At 64.1% G+C, this 16,312-nt stretch carries 18 protein-coding genes and 1 pseudogene; 13 read left to right on the top strand and 6 right to left on the bottom strand.

Annotated features, from left to right (window positions below; translation table 11 throughout):
• The 5 genes and pseudogenes from K5Q19_RS17675 to K5Q19_RS17655 all read left to right on the top strand — a co-directional run.
• Window positions 1-362, top strand: a pseudogene (locus tag K5Q19_RS17675) (P-type conjugative transfer protein TrbL); the annotation flags it as partial.
• A gap of 7 nt (window positions 363-369) precedes the next feature.
• Entirely contained in the window at window positions 370-1,053 is a 684-nt protein-coding gene (trbF, locus tag K5Q19_RS17670; RefSeq protein ID WP_060977348.1) for a conjugal transfer protein TrbF, read from the top strand.
• A complete protein-coding gene (trbG, locus tag K5Q19_RS17665; protein ID WP_060977349.1) occupies window positions 1,050-2,072 on the top strand; it encodes a P-type conjugative transfer protein TrbG in 1,023 nt (340 codons plus the stop codon). Before trbF ends, trbG begins: the two co-directional genes overlap by 4 nt.
• Window positions 2,072-3,295, top strand: coding sequence for a TrbI/VirB10 family protein (locus K5Q19_RS17660; protein WP_060977365.1), 1,224 nt, complete (start codon window positions 2,072-2,074; stop codon window positions 3,293-3,295). The genes trbG and K5Q19_RS17660 overlap by 1 nt, the downstream gene beginning before the upstream one ends.
• Window positions 3,292-3,504 carry a DUF2274 domain-containing protein gene (locus K5Q19_RS17655; protein WP_060977350.1) on the top strand — a complete coding sequence of 71 codons (213 nt, stop codon included), beginning with the start codon at window positions 3,292-3,294 and terminating at the stop codon, window positions 3,502-3,504. The genes K5Q19_RS17660 and K5Q19_RS17655 overlap by 4 nt, the downstream gene beginning before the upstream one ends.
• A gap of 16 nt (window positions 3,505-3,520) precedes the next feature.
• On the opposite strand, the gene K5Q19_RS17650 is transcribed toward K5Q19_RS17655, so the two are convergent.
• The 6 genes from K5Q19_RS17650 to K5Q19_RS17625 form a co-directional block, all read right to left on the bottom strand.
• Window positions 3,521-3,826 carry a hypothetical protein gene (locus K5Q19_RS17650; RefSeq protein WP_060977351.1) on the bottom strand — a complete coding sequence of 102 codons (306 nt, stop codon included), beginning with the start codon at window positions 3,824-3,826 and terminating at the stop codon, window positions 3,521-3,523.
• Window positions 3,827-3,911: 85 nt separating this feature from the next.
• The gene (locus K5Q19_RS17645) at window positions 3,912-4,823 is read right to left on the bottom strand and encodes a LysR family transcriptional regulator (RefSeq protein WP_060977352.1); all 912 of its coding nucleotides are present in this window, start codon (window positions 4,821-4,823) and stop codon (window positions 3,912-3,914) included.
• Window positions 4,824-4,929: 106 nt separating this feature from the next.
• The gene (locus tag K5Q19_RS17640) at window positions 4,930-5,583 is read right to left on the bottom strand and encodes a hypothetical protein (RefSeq protein ID WP_060977353.1); all 654 of its coding nucleotides are present in this window, start codon (window positions 5,581-5,583) and stop codon (window positions 4,930-4,932) included.
• Between the two features lie 16 nt (window positions 5,584-5,599).
• Complete coding sequence (locus tag K5Q19_RS17635; RefSeq protein ID WP_206378897.1) at window positions 5,600-6,274, bottom strand: HupE/UreJ family protein; 675 nt, start codon at window positions 6,272-6,274, stop codon at window positions 5,600-5,602.
• A 107-nt stretch (window positions 6,275-6,381) separates the two neighbouring features.
• Complete coding sequence (locus K5Q19_RS17630) at window positions 6,382-6,771, bottom strand: hypothetical protein (protein WP_124811103.1); 390 nt, start codon at window positions 6,769-6,771, stop codon at window positions 6,382-6,384.
• Between the two features lie 33 nt (window positions 6,772-6,804).
• Window positions 6,805-7,071 (bottom strand): metal-sensing transcriptional repressor, encoded by a 267-nt coding sequence (locus tag K5Q19_RS17625; RefSeq protein WP_060977355.1) that lies wholly within the window; start codon window positions 7,069-7,071, stop codon window positions 6,805-6,807.
• A gap of 192 nt (window positions 7,072-7,263) precedes the next feature.
• Between K5Q19_RS17625 and K5Q19_RS17620 the strand changes: the two genes are divergently transcribed.
• The 8 genes from K5Q19_RS17620 to K5Q19_RS17585 all read left to right on the top strand — a co-directional run bounded on the left by K5Q19_RS17620 (window position 7,264) and on the right by K5Q19_RS17585 (window position 16,298).
• Window positions 7,264-8,607 carry an MFS transporter gene (locus K5Q19_RS17620; protein WP_060977366.1) on the top strand — a complete coding sequence of 448 codons (1,344 nt, stop codon included), beginning with the start codon at window positions 7,264-7,266 and terminating at the stop codon, window positions 8,605-8,607.
• The gene (locus tag K5Q19_RS17615; protein ID WP_150425505.1) at window positions 8,604-9,044 is read left to right on the top strand and encodes a hypothetical protein; all 441 of its coding nucleotides are present in this window, start codon (window positions 8,604-8,606) and stop codon (window positions 9,042-9,044) included. The genes K5Q19_RS17620 and K5Q19_RS17615 overlap by 4 nt, the downstream gene beginning before the upstream one ends.
• 51 nt (window positions 9,045-9,095) lie before the next feature.
• Window positions 9,096-10,364, top strand: a complete 1,269-nt coding sequence (locus K5Q19_RS17610) for a TolC family protein (protein ID WP_060977357.1) — start codon at window positions 9,096-9,098, stop codon at window positions 10,362-10,364.
• Entirely contained in the window at window positions 10,361-11,518 is a 1,158-nt protein-coding gene (locus K5Q19_RS17605) for an efflux RND transporter periplasmic adaptor subunit (protein ID WP_060977358.1), read from the top strand. The genes K5Q19_RS17610 and K5Q19_RS17605 overlap by 4 nt, the downstream gene beginning before the upstream one ends.
• Complete coding sequence (locus tag K5Q19_RS17600; RefSeq protein WP_060977359.1) at window positions 11,515-14,760, top strand: CusA/CzcA family heavy metal efflux RND transporter; 3,246 nt, start codon at window positions 11,515-11,517, stop codon at window positions 14,758-14,760. Before K5Q19_RS17605 ends, K5Q19_RS17600 begins: the two co-directional genes overlap by 4 nt.
• A gap of 69 nt (window positions 14,761-14,829) precedes the next feature.
• Complete coding sequence (locus tag K5Q19_RS17595; protein ID WP_060977360.1) at window positions 14,830-15,162, top strand: DUF190 domain-containing protein; 333 nt, start codon at window positions 14,830-14,832, stop codon at window positions 15,160-15,162.
• Window positions 15,163-15,192: 30 nt separating this feature from the next.
• Window positions 15,193-15,675: an SRPBCC family protein gene (locus K5Q19_RS17590; RefSeq protein WP_062344279.1), complete on the top strand. Its 483-nt coding sequence runs from the start codon at window positions 15,193-15,195 to the stop codon at window positions 15,673-15,675.
• A gap of 152 nt (window positions 15,676-15,827) precedes the next feature.
• Window positions 15,828-16,298, top strand: coding sequence for a hypothetical protein (locus tag K5Q19_RS17585; protein WP_292947996.1), 471 nt, complete (start codon window positions 15,828-15,830; stop codon window positions 16,296-16,298).
• Window positions 16,299-16,312 lie beyond the last annotated feature (14 nt).

Genomic DNA, 16,312 nt, shown 5'->3' with positions numbered 1-16,312 from the left:
CGCTCGGCAGGAGCGGCGCGGGCGCTGTGGCGGGCGGCATGGCCGCTGTCGGACAGACGGCGGCGACCGGCGCCGTCAATGCCGCGCTCTCGCCGCTGCGCCGGATGGCCGGCAAGGCGAGCGCATCCATGAAGGACAACTTCCGCACAGGCGCCCGCGCCGGGCTGGGCGTCGCTCCCGCATCGGGAAGTCCCGCGCCCGCGGCATCGCCGGCAGCCCCGGCTTCCGCGCCGCCCGCATGGGCCTCGGCCATGAAGCAGCGCCAGTCCGCGACCCACGGCGCGACCGTCCTCGCTCACACGATGAAGGCCGGCGACAGCCACGGCGGCGGCGGCGGTCCCGACGTCAAGGAAAGGGAGTGATCCGAAAATGTTCCGACGACCCACCATCCGCTACGGCCAGACCCCCGAACCCGCGACGCCCTACCAGCGCGCCGCGCAGGTCTGGGACGACCGCATCGGTTCCGCCCGCGTGCAGGCGAAGAACTGGCGCCTTGCCTTCTTCGGCGCGCTCGCCCTGTCCGGTGGGCTCTCGGCCGGACTCGTCTGGCAATCCGCCCGCGGCCATATCGTGCCCTGGGTGGTGCAGGTCGATCGGCTCGGCGAAGCGCAGGCCGTCGCTCCCGCCGAAACCGGCTACCGCCCGACCGATCCGCAGATCGCGTTCCATCTCGCCCGGTTCATCGAGCAGGTCAGGGCGATCCCGGCCGATCCGGTCATCGTCCGGCAGAACTGGCTCAGGGCTTACGATTTCACGACCGACAAGGGCGCACTGGCGCTCAACGACTACGCGCGCGCCAACGATCCGATCGCACAGGTCGGCAAGGTGCAGGTCGCGGTGGACGTCTCCAGCGTGATCCGTGCCTCCGGCGACAGCTTCCGCGTCGCCTGGATCGAGCGGCGCTATCAGGACGGCAGTCTCGCCGAGACGACCCGCTGGTCGGCGATCCTCACTGTCGTTGTCCAGACCCCGCGCACCCCCGACGCGCTGCGCAAGAACCCGCTCGGCGTGTTCGTCAACGCCCTCAACTGGAGCAAGGAGCTGTCGCAATGACACGCATGTCCGCCCGCCATGCCGCCAGCGCGGTTATGTTATTGTCCGCAACCGCGCTGGCCGGCTGCGCCACCTCATCGGCGAAAGCGCCGAGCATCGCTTACGATGATCCACCGCGCGAGATCGCGGCCACGCCGGCCGCACAACCGCCACGCGTGGTCGAGGTGGTGACTATCCCCGAACCGCTGCCGCTTCCGGGCCAGTTGAAGCCGGTCACGCAAAGCGCCTCGCCGCGAGAAGCGACCGATCCGCGCCGCCGCGTCGGGGCCGCGAACGCGGCCGCCCGCGTGCAACCCACCCGCGACGGCTATGTGAACGCCATCCAGCAATATCCCTGGACCGAAGGCGCGCTTTATCAGGTATATACCGCGCCCGGCCAGGTGACGGACATCGCGCTTCAGGAGGGCGAGCAGCTCGTCGGGCCGGGGCCGGTCGCGGCCGGCGACACCGTGCGCTGGATCATCGGCGACACGGTGAGCGGCAGCGGCGCGACGGCGCGCGTGCATATCCTCGCGAAGCCCACGCGGCCCGACATTTTCACTAACCTCGTCATCAACACCGACCGGCGCACCTATCATATCGAACTGCGCGCGACGGCCTCGACCTATATGGCGTCGGTGTCGTGGACCTATCCGCAGGACGCGCTGATCGCCCTGCGCGGCGCAAACGCCGCCGCTGCCGCCTCGGCCCCCGTCGCCACCGGCATCGACATCGCGGCGCTCAATTTCCGCTACCGGATCGAGGGCGACCGCGTGCCGTGGAAGCCCGTGCGCGCCTTCGACGATTCCGCGCAGGTGTTCATCGAGTTCCCGGCCGGGATCTCGCAGGGCGAGATGCCGCCGCTGTTCGTGACCGGCGCGGCTGGCGACGCCGAGCTGGTCAATTACCGCGTGCAGGGGCGCTATATGGTGGTCGATCGCCTGTTCGCCAGCGCGGAATTGCGCCTGAGCGACAAGCGCACCGAGCGGCGCGTGCGAATCGTGCGCGACGGCGCGGACACGTCCCGCAGGGGGCGGTGATGGCCGATCCCACCAATACGCCCGTCCAGCCAGCGCCGCAGGCATCCCCCCAACCCGCATCCGCGAACCCCGCCGCCTTTCAGCTTCGCGGGCCTGCGCCGCGCGTCATGCGCCTTTCGAGGAAGGCGCTGGCGACGCTCGGCGTGGTCGCGGGGCTCGGTATCGGCGGCTCGCTCTGGTATGCGCTCGCGCCCAAAGGAGAACAGGCGGCGAAGGAACTCTACAATACCGACAGCCGCGCCGCATCCGAGACCATCACCTCGGGGCCGAAGGATTACGGCCAGGTCCCGAAGCTCGGCCCCAGGCTTCCCGGCGATCTCGGCGGCCCGATCGTCTCGGCGCAGCAGCGCGGGGAGAATGTGCCCGTGCCACCGGTCGGCGCGCAGCCCGATCCGCGCATCCAGGCCGCCGAAGCCGCTCGCCAGCGCATCGCCCAGGAACGCGATGCAGCCCGCACCAGCATGGTGTTCCTCGGCGGAAGCAGCGCCGGGACCGGTGCGATGCCGTCCTTGCCGAGCCTCGCCATCGCAGCGCCGGAGGCCGCAGCTCCGCAACCGTCAGAGGCTGCGCAGGGCGACCAAGCCGCCAAGCGGGCGTTCATGGCGCAAGCGACCAATCAGCGCACTGTCAGCGCCGAGCGGCTGACCGCGCCGGCCTCGCCCAACATTGTCCAGGCCGGCAGCATCATCCCCGCCGCGCTGATCACCGGCATCCGTTCCGACCTTCCCGGCCAGATCACCGCCCAGGTGACGCAGAACGTCTATGACAGCATCACCGGGCGCATCCTGCTCATTCCGCAGGGCGCGCGGCTGATCGGCGAATATGACAGCGAGGTCGCCGCGGGGCAGACGCGTGTGCTGCTCTCCTGGGACCGCCTCATCATGCCGGACGGGCGCTCGATCGTTCTCGAGCGCCAGCCCGGAACGGACGCCGCGGGATTTGCGGGGCTACAGGGTCGCGTCAATCAGCATTGGGGCAATCTGCTGAAAGCCGCCGCCGTCTCGACCTTGCTCGGCGTCGGCGCCGAGCTGGGGGCCGACAGCGAGGACGACCTCACCCGCGCGCTTCGGCGGGGATCGCAGGACACCATCAACCAGACCGGACAGCAGGTCGTGCGGCGGCAGCTCAATGTGCAGCCGACGCTCACCATCCGGCCGGGGCATCCGCTCAGGGTCGTCCTGACGAGAGATTTGATCCTCGAACCCATCGGAGCAACGCGATGACCAAACTCAAGCTGGGGCAGATCCCCGAGGACAAGCCCGTCAAGCTCGCCGTGGAACTGCCCGCGCCGCTGTTCGAGGATTTACGGCGCTACGGCGAGATTCTCGGCGAGGGCAGCCCGATCCCGCCCGCGCGCCTGATCGCGCCGATGCTGGAGCGGTTCATGGCCACCGACCGCGCCTTTCGCCGGCATCGCGCGCAGGGGGACTGAAAGCCCGTTCGCGTGGTCAATTGCCAAAGAACTTCTTGTGCCGCGCTCGGCCCTCCGCCTCGGTCACGGCCATCTCGGCATTGAAGCATTCGTCGCCGCGCGTCGAGCCTTCCGCGCACTGTGTCAGAACCTGCCGGGCCTCGTCGAGATGCGCCGCGAAATATTGCTTGCCGCGCGGCTCCGCGGGCGCGGCGACGGGCACAGGACTCGCGACCGCTGCTGCCGGTTCGGCCGGCGCGATCACCGGGCGCAGAACGAAACCCGCTCCGAACCCGACGATCAGCGTGACCAGCACGATGATGAGTGTCTTTCCCTGCGTCATGACGGCTCCTTTCTCCGGTTGCAAATCAGGTCGGCCGTTGGTTGCGATCCCGCCTGTTAACGTCGCATGTCACTGTCTCGCGCGGTCACGGGATGTCGAAGGACAGCGCATAGCGGTCGCGCACGAAGGCGAGGAAACGCCTCAGCGCGGGATTGGCGTTGTCCTTTCGCCAGTAGCCCGAATAGTTGATGAAGGCCGGTCCCTGCTCGCCCTGGACGGGGCGATAGATGACGTCGGGATAGCGAGCGCCCGTCGCGCCCTCGCAGACGATCGACACGCCCAGACCGCCGCCCAGCACGCTCAGGATCGCCTCGCGGCTGGCCTGATGCATCCTGATATCGGGAGGCTCGCCCGCCATCATCAGGCGGCCGAGCAGCAGGTCGCGGATTTCCGGGCCGGGATCGGCGGCAGGCAGCAGAAAGCGCTCGCGCCGCAAATCGGTCCAATGAACGGCCTCGCTTGCGGCAAGGGCATGATCTGCCGGCAACGCGGCCATGACACGCTCGTTCCACAACCCCTCACGCCGGAATCCGGCATGGCCCGCTTCGCCGACCAGGACCGCGATATCGATCTCGCCCGTATCGAGCCCCGCGAGCAGCGCGCCCCGGTCGGCTTCCACGCCGTCGATCTCGACATCGGGATTTGCCGCTCGCCAGCCCAGTATGGTGGCGCGCAGATGGCCGGCCGAGATCGCGCTGTTGTGTCCGATCATAAGTCCCCCCGCGCGGCCCTGGCCCGCCGCCCGCATCGTTGCCACCATCTTGTCCGCGTTCGCCACCATCGACCGCGCCGCGCGGATGAACTGCGCGCCGGCGAGCGTCATGCTGACGCCGCCCTGCGAGCGGTTGAAAATCCGTCCGCCGATCACCCGCTCCAGCTTCAGGATGGCCCGGCTCAACGTCGACTGCTCCACGTCCAGCACCCTGGACGCGCGATAGAAGCTGCCATGATCCGCCGCGGCGATGGCGTAGCGAAGTTGGCGAATGTCGAAAGGCATATCTATTTCTTCAATCCGACATGGTCAGTACAATCTGAATGGCCGATACCGAGTATAACTCGGTATCGGCTGTAGAATCCCAAGGAAGGCACTCTGTTTTTATGCGCTAGATTAGCCGCTTTATGTCGGCATACTGGCCTTGAGTTTCCAGAAGCACGGTCACTTCGGCATCACCCCGATTGCGCCAATACCAACCATGATTGCCGTTAAACGCAGCCGTAATTACGCCTTCGCCCCTGGAAAGGCCGCGCTTCTTTTCGTAGCTGATCGATTGTCCGCCGCCGTCACCGTGGAGGTCGACATTCACGGCTCCGCCTTGAACGGTCCAGACGAAGCTCGCCTTTTCCCCTCGTTTCATCACGAGCTTCACCTCTGCACCCTCGCCGGGTTTCAGAGTGACGCTCATCCGATCAGTCCGGCCCGGCGCAGCGTCGACTGCGGGCGGGGCGTCGGCGCTCTGCCCAGGGGCGATGGTTCTTCCTGATGCAGCGGCCTCGATGATGGCCCTGCTTCTGGCATCATTCGCGGCGGTATCAACTTTCCTGTCCGCTTCGGCCTCTTCGGCGAGTTGGCGCTTTATATCCCCCATATCAGTGAAACCGAGCGCGCGGCCGATTCCGGTAGGATCGACACCATATTCGGCCGGGAGCACGATCGTGACGAGGAGCGCGACGGCTGTCACGGCAGCGATCACGGTCGAACGGATAAGCTGGCCGGATGACGGCAGTTCGGCTTGTGAGGGTATGGGCGAGTTATACATGGTTCAAATCCTTTGATCAGGCGACGACCCAGCCGGTGAGCTGATATCCGATCAGCACGAACCCGGCGGTCATCATCACGACGTTGGCGGTGTAGGCATGACGCCAGAAGCTCGGCGTTCGGCGCCAGAAGCCCATGATGATCAGAATGGCGGCGAGCGCGAGCAACTGACCGAGTTCGACGCCGACATTGAAGGCCAGCAGGTTAGGCAGCAGGCCGTCGGGAGAAATCTCATAGTCGATGATCTTGTTCGCCAAGCCGAAGCCGTGGCAGAAACCGAATATCAGCGTTGCAGCCTTGGTGTTCGGCTGGAAGCCGAACCAGCGTTGGAACGCCCCAAGGTTGTCGAGCGCCTTATAGACGATCGAAAAGCCGATGATCGCGTCAATAATATAGCTGTTGATGCCGAAGTCGAAGAAAACGCCCAGCAGCATGGTCGTCGAATGGCCGATCGCGAACAGGCTGACATAGATCGCGATATGCTTCATCCGATAGAGGAAGAAGATGATCCCGAACAGAAATAAAATATGATCGTATCCCGTCACCATATGTTTGGCGCCGAGATACATAAACTCCAGCAGGTGAACCCCGCTGATCTCCTGGATATAGCCCTTATCGCCTTCGGCGACGGCATGGGCGAAGGCGGTGCCGGTCCAAAGAACGAGGCTCAGCCCGGTCAAGAACAATAACATTAGGAGCCGGGAGGACGCACGTCGTCCGTGCGCCGGCTCAGTAAAAGCCTGTATCATGAGAATACCTGTCTATCTATGTGAATTGCCGCGCTGGCGCGGCGTCGCGGTCACATCGAGGACAGGTACTCCGGGGGGCGGTCCATAGGGTCGCTGTTGCGGCCGCTCAATATCGGTCCGGCCTGAGGTGGCCATCCCTGTTGCACAAGAGGGAGATCGACGCCTGACTGGGCAACACCGATAGGCGTATCATGGCTATGGTCGGCCGGGTTATGCCCATGCACATGGCCACGCACGCGCTCGCCATCATCGCCGTCGTCATGGATGTGGCCGTGGGCAGCGGATTGCTGCTTTAATTCGGCATGGCGTTCTGCCTCCGCAGCGAGCGTTGCACTAGGGGCGTGGCGTGCAATAGCCTGACAAGCGGAAAGTTGCACAGCAAAGGCGAGCAGGCCCAACAGAAAGCGGCGGAATGTTTGACTTGAAAACAGTGTGGACATGGCTCCGTCGCTGTTCTTTCCCGGCTGCGTCGGTTAGAGATATTTAGAGATAGCTTGAAACTCAGCCATCGCCTTTTCGCCGTGCGCCGGATCGCCACCGATGCAGTGGCTGAGGTGATCCTGGATCAAGGTTCGCTTGGCGGTCGCGATCGCCTTTTCGACCGCCTGCAATTGCATGGCGATATCGGAGCAGGATCGTCCGTTCTCGATCATGTCCACGATGCTGCGTAAATGACCGGTAGCCCGGTTGAGGCGTTTGACGATTGCGGGATGGGTCGAGTGAGGATGGGGATGGGACATCTTCTTATCATCGTTACCTAAGGTCATGCTGTCGAGACGTAGTTTTCGGTTCACCGACCGCCAGGTAGGAATTTGATCATGATGCCACCGACCGAAAGAGCGATCGACACCAGTCCTTTATTGACCTTTTAACCGCAACGAGGATAAAGGCAAGTATCCCCCTGGGGGGATATGCCCGACTCGTTGGAAACCATGCTCGCCGTTCTTGCGAACCGAACCTACCGGCATCTGCTGCTCGCCCAGGTCATCGCCCTGGTCGGGACCGGCCTTGCGACCGTGGCGCTCGGCTTGCTGGCCTACGATCTCGCTGGCGGCAATGCGGGCGCTGTCTTGGGAACAGCTCTCGCTATCAAGATGGTCGCCTATATCGGGATTGCGCCCATCGCCGGGGCCTTTGCTGATCGCGTCCCGCGCAGGGCGCTGCTCGTTTCTCTGGACCTCGTGCGCGCGGCCGTTGCGATCTGCCTGCCCTTCGTGAGCGAGATTTGGCAAATCTATGTCCTGATCTTCGTGCTCCAGGCTGCCTCGGCGGCATTTACGCCGACCTTCCAGGCGACCATTCCCGACGTCCTGCCCGATGAGCGCGACTATACCCGCGCGCTCTCGCTGTCGCGCCTCGCCTATGACATGGAGAATATCACCAGCCCGATGCTGGCGGCCGCCTTGTTGACCGTGATCAATTTCCATTGGCTGTTTTCCGGCACGGCGATCGGTTTCATCGGTTCGGCGCTGCTAGTCGTTTCGGTCATTCTGCCGCGCGCCGAGCGGTCAGCAGATCGGCAGGAAAGCCTCTATGCCAAGACCACGCGCGGGATGCGTATCTACCTCCAGACGCCGCGCTTGCTCGGTCTGCTGGCGATTACCTTGTCCGCCGCCGCCGCCAGCTCTATGGTAATCGTCAACACCGTGGTCATCGTCCAGAGCTTACTCGGGATGGCCCAACGCGACGTGGCGCTGACTCTGGCAGCTTATGGTCTGGGTTCGATCGCCGCAGCCCTGCTTCTGCCCCGATTGCTCGACAGGATCGATGATCGAAGGGTTATGGTCGGTGCAGCTGTCGCCCTGTCTGTGGGCCTCGGCGCAATGACCTGGATCAGTATCGCCGTTCCGGTCGGTCCTTCGTACTGGCACATGTTGCTCGCTGGTTGGGTCGTGCTGGGGATCGCATATTCGATGAGCGTCACGCCTTCGGGGCGGTTGCTCAAACGATCGGCCAATGCAGAAGACAGGCCGGCGCTGTTTGCCGCACAGTTTGCTCTCAGCCACATATGCTGGCTGATATGCTATCCGCTGGTTGGTCAACTCGGCGCCAATATCTCCATGACCGCTGCGTTCGGTGCGATGGCGATTTTTGCAAGTGCGGGCACGATTTTTGCCTTGCTATTTTGGCCGTCTGACGACCCCGATGTCGTGCCGCACGAGCATGACGATCTACCGAAGGATCATGAGCATATTCGTCTATATCATACGGGCGACGGTGCCGCACACGCCTATATGATCGACGATCTCCACCCGCATTGGGCGAGGCGGGCATGAGGGCCGTTCGCTGTCTTGCGGGAAGGTCGGGATTGCCGATTTGCGCATTTGCCGATAGTAAAAAGAAGATGCGCCTCGGCCAACGCCATGTCCTTCATGCAAAAGCCGCCAATCGATACCTCATCGTTGGCGCGCTGTTGGCCATGCTAGCGATGCTCAACGTGCTCGGCTTGAATGCTTGGCACAGTTCGATGGCCGGCCATGATGAGACGAGGATCGAAAGCGCTCTTGTCCAGCATGATGACGATAGTCCGTCCATGCCGGAAGTCGATCTTCATAAGGCGACCCACACGGTCATTCATGGGTTGGCGGACATCGTGCCTAGCACTGGCATGACTGCTACTTTCTTCGCCGTTTCAGGCGACTGGTTCGTTTCCAAAGACTTCGTCATCAGCGGTCTTTTACCGGAAGCCCTTCTGCGTCCCCCACGAGGCTGATGCCCGCGCGCCGACCGGCGTTCCGCAAGCATAACCTCAAGGAAAATCCAAATGACCGATTATATCGGCCAACGGCGCGTTCGCGTGGCGCTGTTTGGCCTGTTCACGGCGGCCGGCGGCCTGATGTGCACAAGTGTAAACGCGCAAACCGCCCCGCCTTTCGCAGAACTCTTTCGCGAGACACAGGAAGCGCCGCGTCAGGTGATCCTGGAAGCAGATGTCGAACGCGCCGAGGGCCTGGCCCGGCAAGCACGGGCACGGCCCAATCCCAGCATTGGGGTGATGACCGAGAACATCGCCGGTCAACAGCCCTATAGAGGTTTCGACCGGGCCGAGAGCACACTGCAACTCAACCAGGTCATCGAGCTGGGCGGCAAACGCTCCGCGCGCATTGCGGCTGGCGAAGCGGGAGTCGTAGCCGCTCGCGCCAGGAGCAGGGATGGTCGCCTGGCCTATGCCTATGATCTTGCCCGCGCTTACGGCGCGGCGGAGATCGCTGATCGACGAATCACTCTGGCGGAAGATGAAGTCGAGGAGGCCGAGACTGACCTGCGTGCTGCACGCGCGCTCGTTGGGGCTGGAAAGGAAGCGCGGCTGCGCAGCCTTCAGGCCGAGACCGAGGTCAATTCTTTACGGGCATCCGTGGACACGGCGAAGGCCGAGCGGGTCGGCGCCTATGCGCGCCTTTCCGCGCTTGCTGGTCAGACGACACCGTTCACTACCTTGTCCGAACCTCTCCTGGGAAGGTTCGAGGCGCGGTCCGGCTATGGTCCCGTGGACCCGATGCAGACCGCACCTTACCTCGCCGCCAAGGCTGAGCGAGAGGCGGCAGCGCATCGTGTGATCGTGGCACGGCGTCAAGCAGTGCCGGACGTGACGGCGTCAGTCGGCGTCCGTCGTTTGGAAGTCGACAAGGCCAATGCGATCATCGCGGGGATAACTGTCCCCTTTCCGCTGTTCGATCGCAATCGCGGGAACATTGCCGCCGCCCAGGCGGAGCTACGCGGCGCGGAAGCGCGGGCAAATGCTACCTTGCTAGAATTGGAAGCAGAAATCAGCGCCGCTGTCGCCCTCAACGAAGCGGCGGACGCGCGTGTCGCAGCGGCCGAACAGACGCTGCGAACGGCAGACGAGACCTACCGGCTTGCTCGCATCGCCTACGAGTCCGGCAAGTCGCCCCTGATCGAACTCATCGCGGCAAGGCACGGGCTGGGACTTGCGCGCGGGGTCGTTCTCGACGCTGCCGCTGCCCGCCTCGATGCCCGCGCCAATCTCGCCCGTCTCCAGGGCCTCACCATCACCGGAGAACCGGTCCAATGAACGACAAGAACCGCCTCTATGCCGGTGCCGCCCTTGGGCTGGTCGCCGCCGCCGCGCTCGGCTTCGGTGCCGCGCGCCTCACGCAGCCTTCCGCCTCTGCTCCGGCAGCAGAAACGGAGTCGCAAGCTTCGGCTGCACCAACCGATACGATAGCCATATCGCAGCAGGGCATCGCCGCGTCACAGATCGGCATTGCTCCCGCCGCGTCCGGTGAACTGGACGCGGCGATCCCGGCCGCCGCCACGGTTGAAGCTACGCCGGATGCCGAGGCGGTGTTGACCGCAAGAGCGCCCGGCACCGTGACCCGAATCTTCAAGCGGATCGGCGATCCCGTCGGGCAAGGTGAAACCCTCGCTCTCGTTGAGAGCCGGGATGCTTCGACGATCGCCGCCGATCAGGCGGCGGCGGCGGCGCGCGTCACGCTCGCCAACCGCCAGCTCGCGCGTGAGCGGGGCTTGCTGGCGCAAGGTGTGAGTCCGAGAGCTGACTATGAAGCCGCCGAAGCGAATCTCGCCGTCGCACAGGCCGATGCCCGCCGGGCGAGCGCGGCTGCGGGCGCAGCAAGGGTGTCGAGAGACGGCCGCTCGGTCGCGGTGGTGAGCCCGGTCAGTGGCCGCATCACGTCGGCTCCCGCCAATCTCGGCCAGTTCGTCGCTGCGGAAACCGAACTGTTCCGCGTTGCCGATCCGCGCCGTCTGCAAATCACGGCCAGCATTCCTCCGGCAGACGCCGGGCGCGTGCGCACAGGCGATCGCGTCGAACTCACCGTCAGCGACGGCCGCACCATCGAGGGCCGCGTCCGGTCCGCGACCGGCGTGATCGATCCGCAGAGCCGGGCAGCGACCGTCGTCATCGAGCCGAAGGGTGACGCGGGCTTGCTCGCTCCGGGGCAGCTCGTCCAGGCGCGCATTTTTGCGAGCGGCGGTGCCGTCAAAGATGGCGTTATGGTGCCGCAGGATGCCGTGCAGACGATCGGGGATCGCACCGTCGTCTTCGTTCGGACCCGTGACGGCTTCAAGGCGCAGACGGTCCAGGCCGGCAGCCGCAGCGGCGGGCTCGTTGCCATCGTCTCCGGCCTCAAGGCCGGGACGCCGATCGCCACCACCAACGCTTTCCTGCTGAAAGCCGAACTCGAAAAGGAGTCGGCGGAATGATCGCGCGTATCCTCAGCCTCTCGGTGAGGGGGCGATGGTTCGTCGCCTTCCTCGTCCTCATCATCGTCGGCATCGGCGCATGGCAAATCACCAAACTGCCGATCGACGCCGTGCCCGACGTCACCAACCGTCAGGTGCAGATCAACACCTTCAATCCGACGCTTGGTCCCGTCGACATGGAAAAGCAGGTCACGTTTCCGGTCGAAACCGCGTTGGCCGGTATTCCCGGCCTCACCCTGACCCGATCACTGACGCGCAACGGATTCAGCCAGGTGACGGCGGTATTCACCGACGACACCAACATCTATTTCGCGCGGCAGCAAGTGACCGAACGGCTCGCCCAGGCAAGGGATAGCCTGCCTGCCGGCGTCCAGCCCAATCTGGCGCCGCTCAGCACCGGCCTCGGGGAGATTTTCTTCTACTCGGTCGCCTTCCGCCATCCCGACGGGAAGGGCGTGAAGATCGAGAACGGAAAGCCCGGCTGGCAGTCGGACGGCAGCTATCTCACGCCCGAAGGCGAGAAGCTGACGACCGAACTCGCCAAGGCGGCTTATCTGCGGACGGTGCAGGACTGGATCATTCGCCCGCAGATGCGGACGGTGCAGGGCGTGGCCGGCGTCGATTCCAACGGCGGCTATGTGAAGCAGTATCTCGTCCAACCCAACCTCAATGCGCTGGCTTCCTATGGTCTCTCGATCACGGAGCTGGCAGACTCGCTGGAGCGGGCCAACCTCTCTGCCGGTTCCAATTACATTCGGCGGGCCGGTGAAAGTTTCCTTGTCCGCGCCGACGCACGCCTCAAGTCGATCCAGGACATTGAGGAGGCGGTCGTAGCCACGCGCGCCGGCGTGCCGGTGCGTGTGAAGGATGTCGGTCACGTCGAGATCGGTGGCGCGGTCCGCACCGGCTCGGGCAGCCGCATGGGATCGGAGGCGGTCATTTCGACCGTGCTGATGCTGACCGGCAGCAACAGCCGGATCGTTGCCACCAGCGCGGCAGACAAGCTCACGGAAATCAACCGGGCACTTCCACCCGACGTCTTCGCGGAGCCCGTTTACAATCGTTCCAAGCTCGTCAACGCCACCATCGCCACTGTCGAGAAGAATCTCGTCGAAGGCGCTTTGCTCGTCATCGTCGTCCTGTTCCTGCTGCTGGGCAATATCCGTGCAGCGCTCATCACCGCGGCAGTGATCCCGATCACCATGCTCATGACCGCTACCGGCATGAACAGGCTCGGCGTGTCGGGAAACCTCATGAGTCTCGGCGCGCTCGACTTCGGCTTGATCGTCGACGGCGCGGTCATCATCGTGGAGAACGCGCTCAGACGCCTTGCGGAGCGGCAGGAGCATGAAGGACGGCTTCTTACCCGATCCGAACGCATGGAGGAAACCACACTCGCCGCACAGGAGATGATCCGGCCGACCGTCTATGGCCAGCTCATCATCTTCCTGGTCTTCGTGCCGCTGCTCACCTTCCAGGGCGTCGAGGGTAAGACCTTCGCGCCGATGGCGATCACCCTGATGGTGGCGCTCGCGTCCGCCTTCGTGCTGTCGCTGACCTTCGTGCCCGCCATGATCGCGCTCGTGATCACCGGCAAGGTCAGCGAGACGGAGGTGAAGCCGATCCGCTGGTTCAAGGAGAAATACGCGCCACTCCTGACCAAAGCGGTGGCGCATCCACTGCCGTTTGTCGCCAGTGGCGCGGGCGTGTTCGTGGCGGCGATATTCGCCTTCGGCCTGCTCGGCGAGGAGTTCATGCCGCAGCTCGACGAGAAGGACATCACCGTTACCAACTTCCGCGTGCCCTCGGCCTCAATCGACCAGTCGACGCAGATGCAGCTTCAGATAGAAAATGCGCTGAAATCGCTACCGGAGGTGGCATTGGTCTTTTCCAAGAACGGCAACGCCGACCTTGGCACCGACCCGATGCCGCCCAACGCCTCGGACACCTATGTCATCCCCAAGCCCGAGGATGAGTGGCCGGCCGAGGTCAAGTCGAAGGAGGACATCCTTAAGCGAATCGAGGAACGGATGAAGCCGCTGATCGGCAATCGCACCGAGATTCAGCAGCCCATTCAGATGCGCTTCAACGAACTCATCGCCGGCGTGCGCGCGGATGTCGCGGTCAAGCTCTATGGCGACGACCTCGGCGCGATGAGTGCCCAGGCCAACCGGATCGCCGGTATCCTTCGCTCGATACCGGGCGCCGGTGACGTCAGCGCAGAGCAAACATCGGGTGCGCCGACCTTCGACGTTAAGATCGATCGGCAGGCTGCGGCGCGTTACGGCCTGTCGGTCGAGGAGGTGGCGAACACCGTCGCCGCCGCGCTCGGCGGGCGCGAGGCCGGGCTGCTGTTCGAGGGCGATCGGCGCTTCTCAGTGGTGGTGCGACTGCCGGACGCGCAGCGCGACGATCTGGAAACGCTTGGCGCGATTCCGGTCATGCTGCCCGCAGGACCGGGCGAGGTCGCGCGCTCGATCGCGCTGCGCGAGGTGGCACGGTTCAGCTACACACAAGGGTTGAACCAGATCAGCCGTGAGAACGGCAAGCGCATGGTCGTCGTGCAGGTCAATGTGCGCGGTCGCGATCTCGGGGGCTTCGTCACCGAAGCCCAGGAGAAGATCGGCCAGCTCAATCTGCCCGCTGGCATGTATACCGATTGGGGCGGCACGTTTGAAAGCCTCCAGTCGGCACGTTTGCGCCTGCTGATTGTGGTTCCGATCTGCTTCCTCGCCATTTACGCACTGCTTTACATGGCGCTCGGCGGCTTCGTGCCGGCGGCGATCGTGTTCTCGGCAGTGCCGATGGCGCTGGCGGGTGGGGTGTTTGCGCTGCTGTTGCGTGGCATACCCTTCTCGATCACGGCGGCGGTTGGGTTCATCGCCCTGTCGGGCGTCGCCGTGCTCAACGGCCTCGTCATGATGAGCGCGATCCGAAAGCGGCGTGACGATGGCGTCGATGAGGATGAAGCGATCATCGGCGGCGCGATGGAACGTGTCCGGCCAGTGCTGATGACCGCATTGGTCGCCAGCCTCGGCTTCGTGCCGATGGCGCTCGCCACGGGCACCGGCGCCGAGGTGCAGCGTCCGCTCGCGACAGTCGTGATCGGGGGCCTCATCACCTGCACGGCGCTCACCCTGCTGGTCCTGCCGGCGATCACTGCGCTCATGTCCCGCTACATGGCCGGGCGCGGGCAAAGGGATGAGCGCGCAGAGCCGCATGAGCCCTTGCCGGCCAACTAGCAAGAGGGGCCGGCGGCGAACCGCAAACGTCGTCGGCCCCTCGACACGAAACGAAGAGAGGACAGCGTTATGACAGCCAAATCCTATTCCTTGCTCCGTATCTTCACCGATGAACTGGCGATGAGCGGCGACCGTCCCGTGTTCGAGGTGATTCTGGAGAAGGCGAAAGCGCATAAACTGCTTGGAGTGACGGTCCTGAACGGGCGTGTCGGCTTCGGGCATTCCAAACTGATTCATGCCTCTGGCTTCCTCGATCGCAATGATCCCCTGGTCGTTGAAATCGTCGACGAAGACGAGCGCCTTCGGACGTTCGTGACGGAGATCAACACCATACGTAGCATCGGGCTCATCACGATCGCGCCGGTCGAGACATTGCTCGGCGCGCGCGACGATCAAGCCTGAAAAGGCCGTCGAGACGTCGGGAGCTGAGCCATGTTCACCGTCGAGAATGAAACCGTCATCCACACGTCGCTTCCGCGGGTTTGGACCGCCATCACGAGGTTTGACGATTACCCTCGCTGGCATCCTTTCGTCAGAATAACCGGTTCGCTGACGTCGGATACAAAGGTCGATTATTCGTTCCGCATGAAGACAGGCAATGCGCCTTTCCGAACCGTCGATGCCCGCATTGTAACGGTAGATGAGCAGCGGTGCTTTGCCCTGCGCTTCGGTCTGGGAAAGCTTTTCGCACTGGAGGAAAGCTACCTGCTCTCTGCAATCCCCCCAGGCGCGCGCGTGGTCCACAGTTTCCGCTGCACGGGGCTTTTATCCTTGCTGCCGCTCAAAGGTGCGAAGCGACTTTTCGGTTCGTTGCTCAGGGCCGAGGACCGCTTGCTCGCGCGGCATCTTGCGCTCCGCAGGCCGTCAACTGCACCCAGGCGTCGCGCCAGGAAGGGCTTTCGCTCCGGTGCTTAAAATCGAGATTGGTTCGGGCCTGCCCCTTGAGGTCTGAACCACGCCGCGGGCGCTCGCCCCCGCGCTCGCGGCGAAATGTCCCCTCAGGGTGCGGGAAACGGGAGCCTCTATCGGGCGAACGGAAAAATGAAGCGACAGGAGGCAGCGTTACGATGAGTGAGGCAGTTGAACCCCGGGAAGACGGTGCGACCTGGCGCGACCTGATGACACGGGAACGCTGGATCGAAATTGGCCGGATACTGCTTACCGGCACGGTGGCGCTGCTGTATTGGCAACAGCTTGTGCCGATCCAGGTGCTTTGGGCTGCGGTCGTCATCGGCCTCTATCCGCTGGTCAGGACAGGGCTCGCCGACCTCATAACTGAACGTAAGATCGGCACCGAGATCTTCGTGACGATCGCGACCATTGTCGCGATATTCGGCGGCGAAACTGTGGCCGGCGCCGTCCTAATGGTCATCATTCTCATTGCGGAGTTCATTGCCGACCTCAATACCGATCGCGCTCGCGCCTCGATCAAGGCGCTGATCGGGTCCGTGCCCCAAACCGCGATCGTGCGGGATAACGTCCTATGTGGGGAAGCAGCAGCGGGAAATGGCCAGCAGGTCTCGTTGCGCCAAGTATGATCGGCGCTGGTGTC

Source organism: Novosphingobium sp. (genome assembly GCF_019748365.1).
GTDB lineage: Bacteria > Pseudomonadota > Alphaproteobacteria > Sphingomonadales > Sphingomonadaceae > Novosphingobium.
The sequence above is the reverse complement of the archived record's forward strand: the minus strand, read 5'-3'. Positions and strand labels throughout refer to the sequence as shown.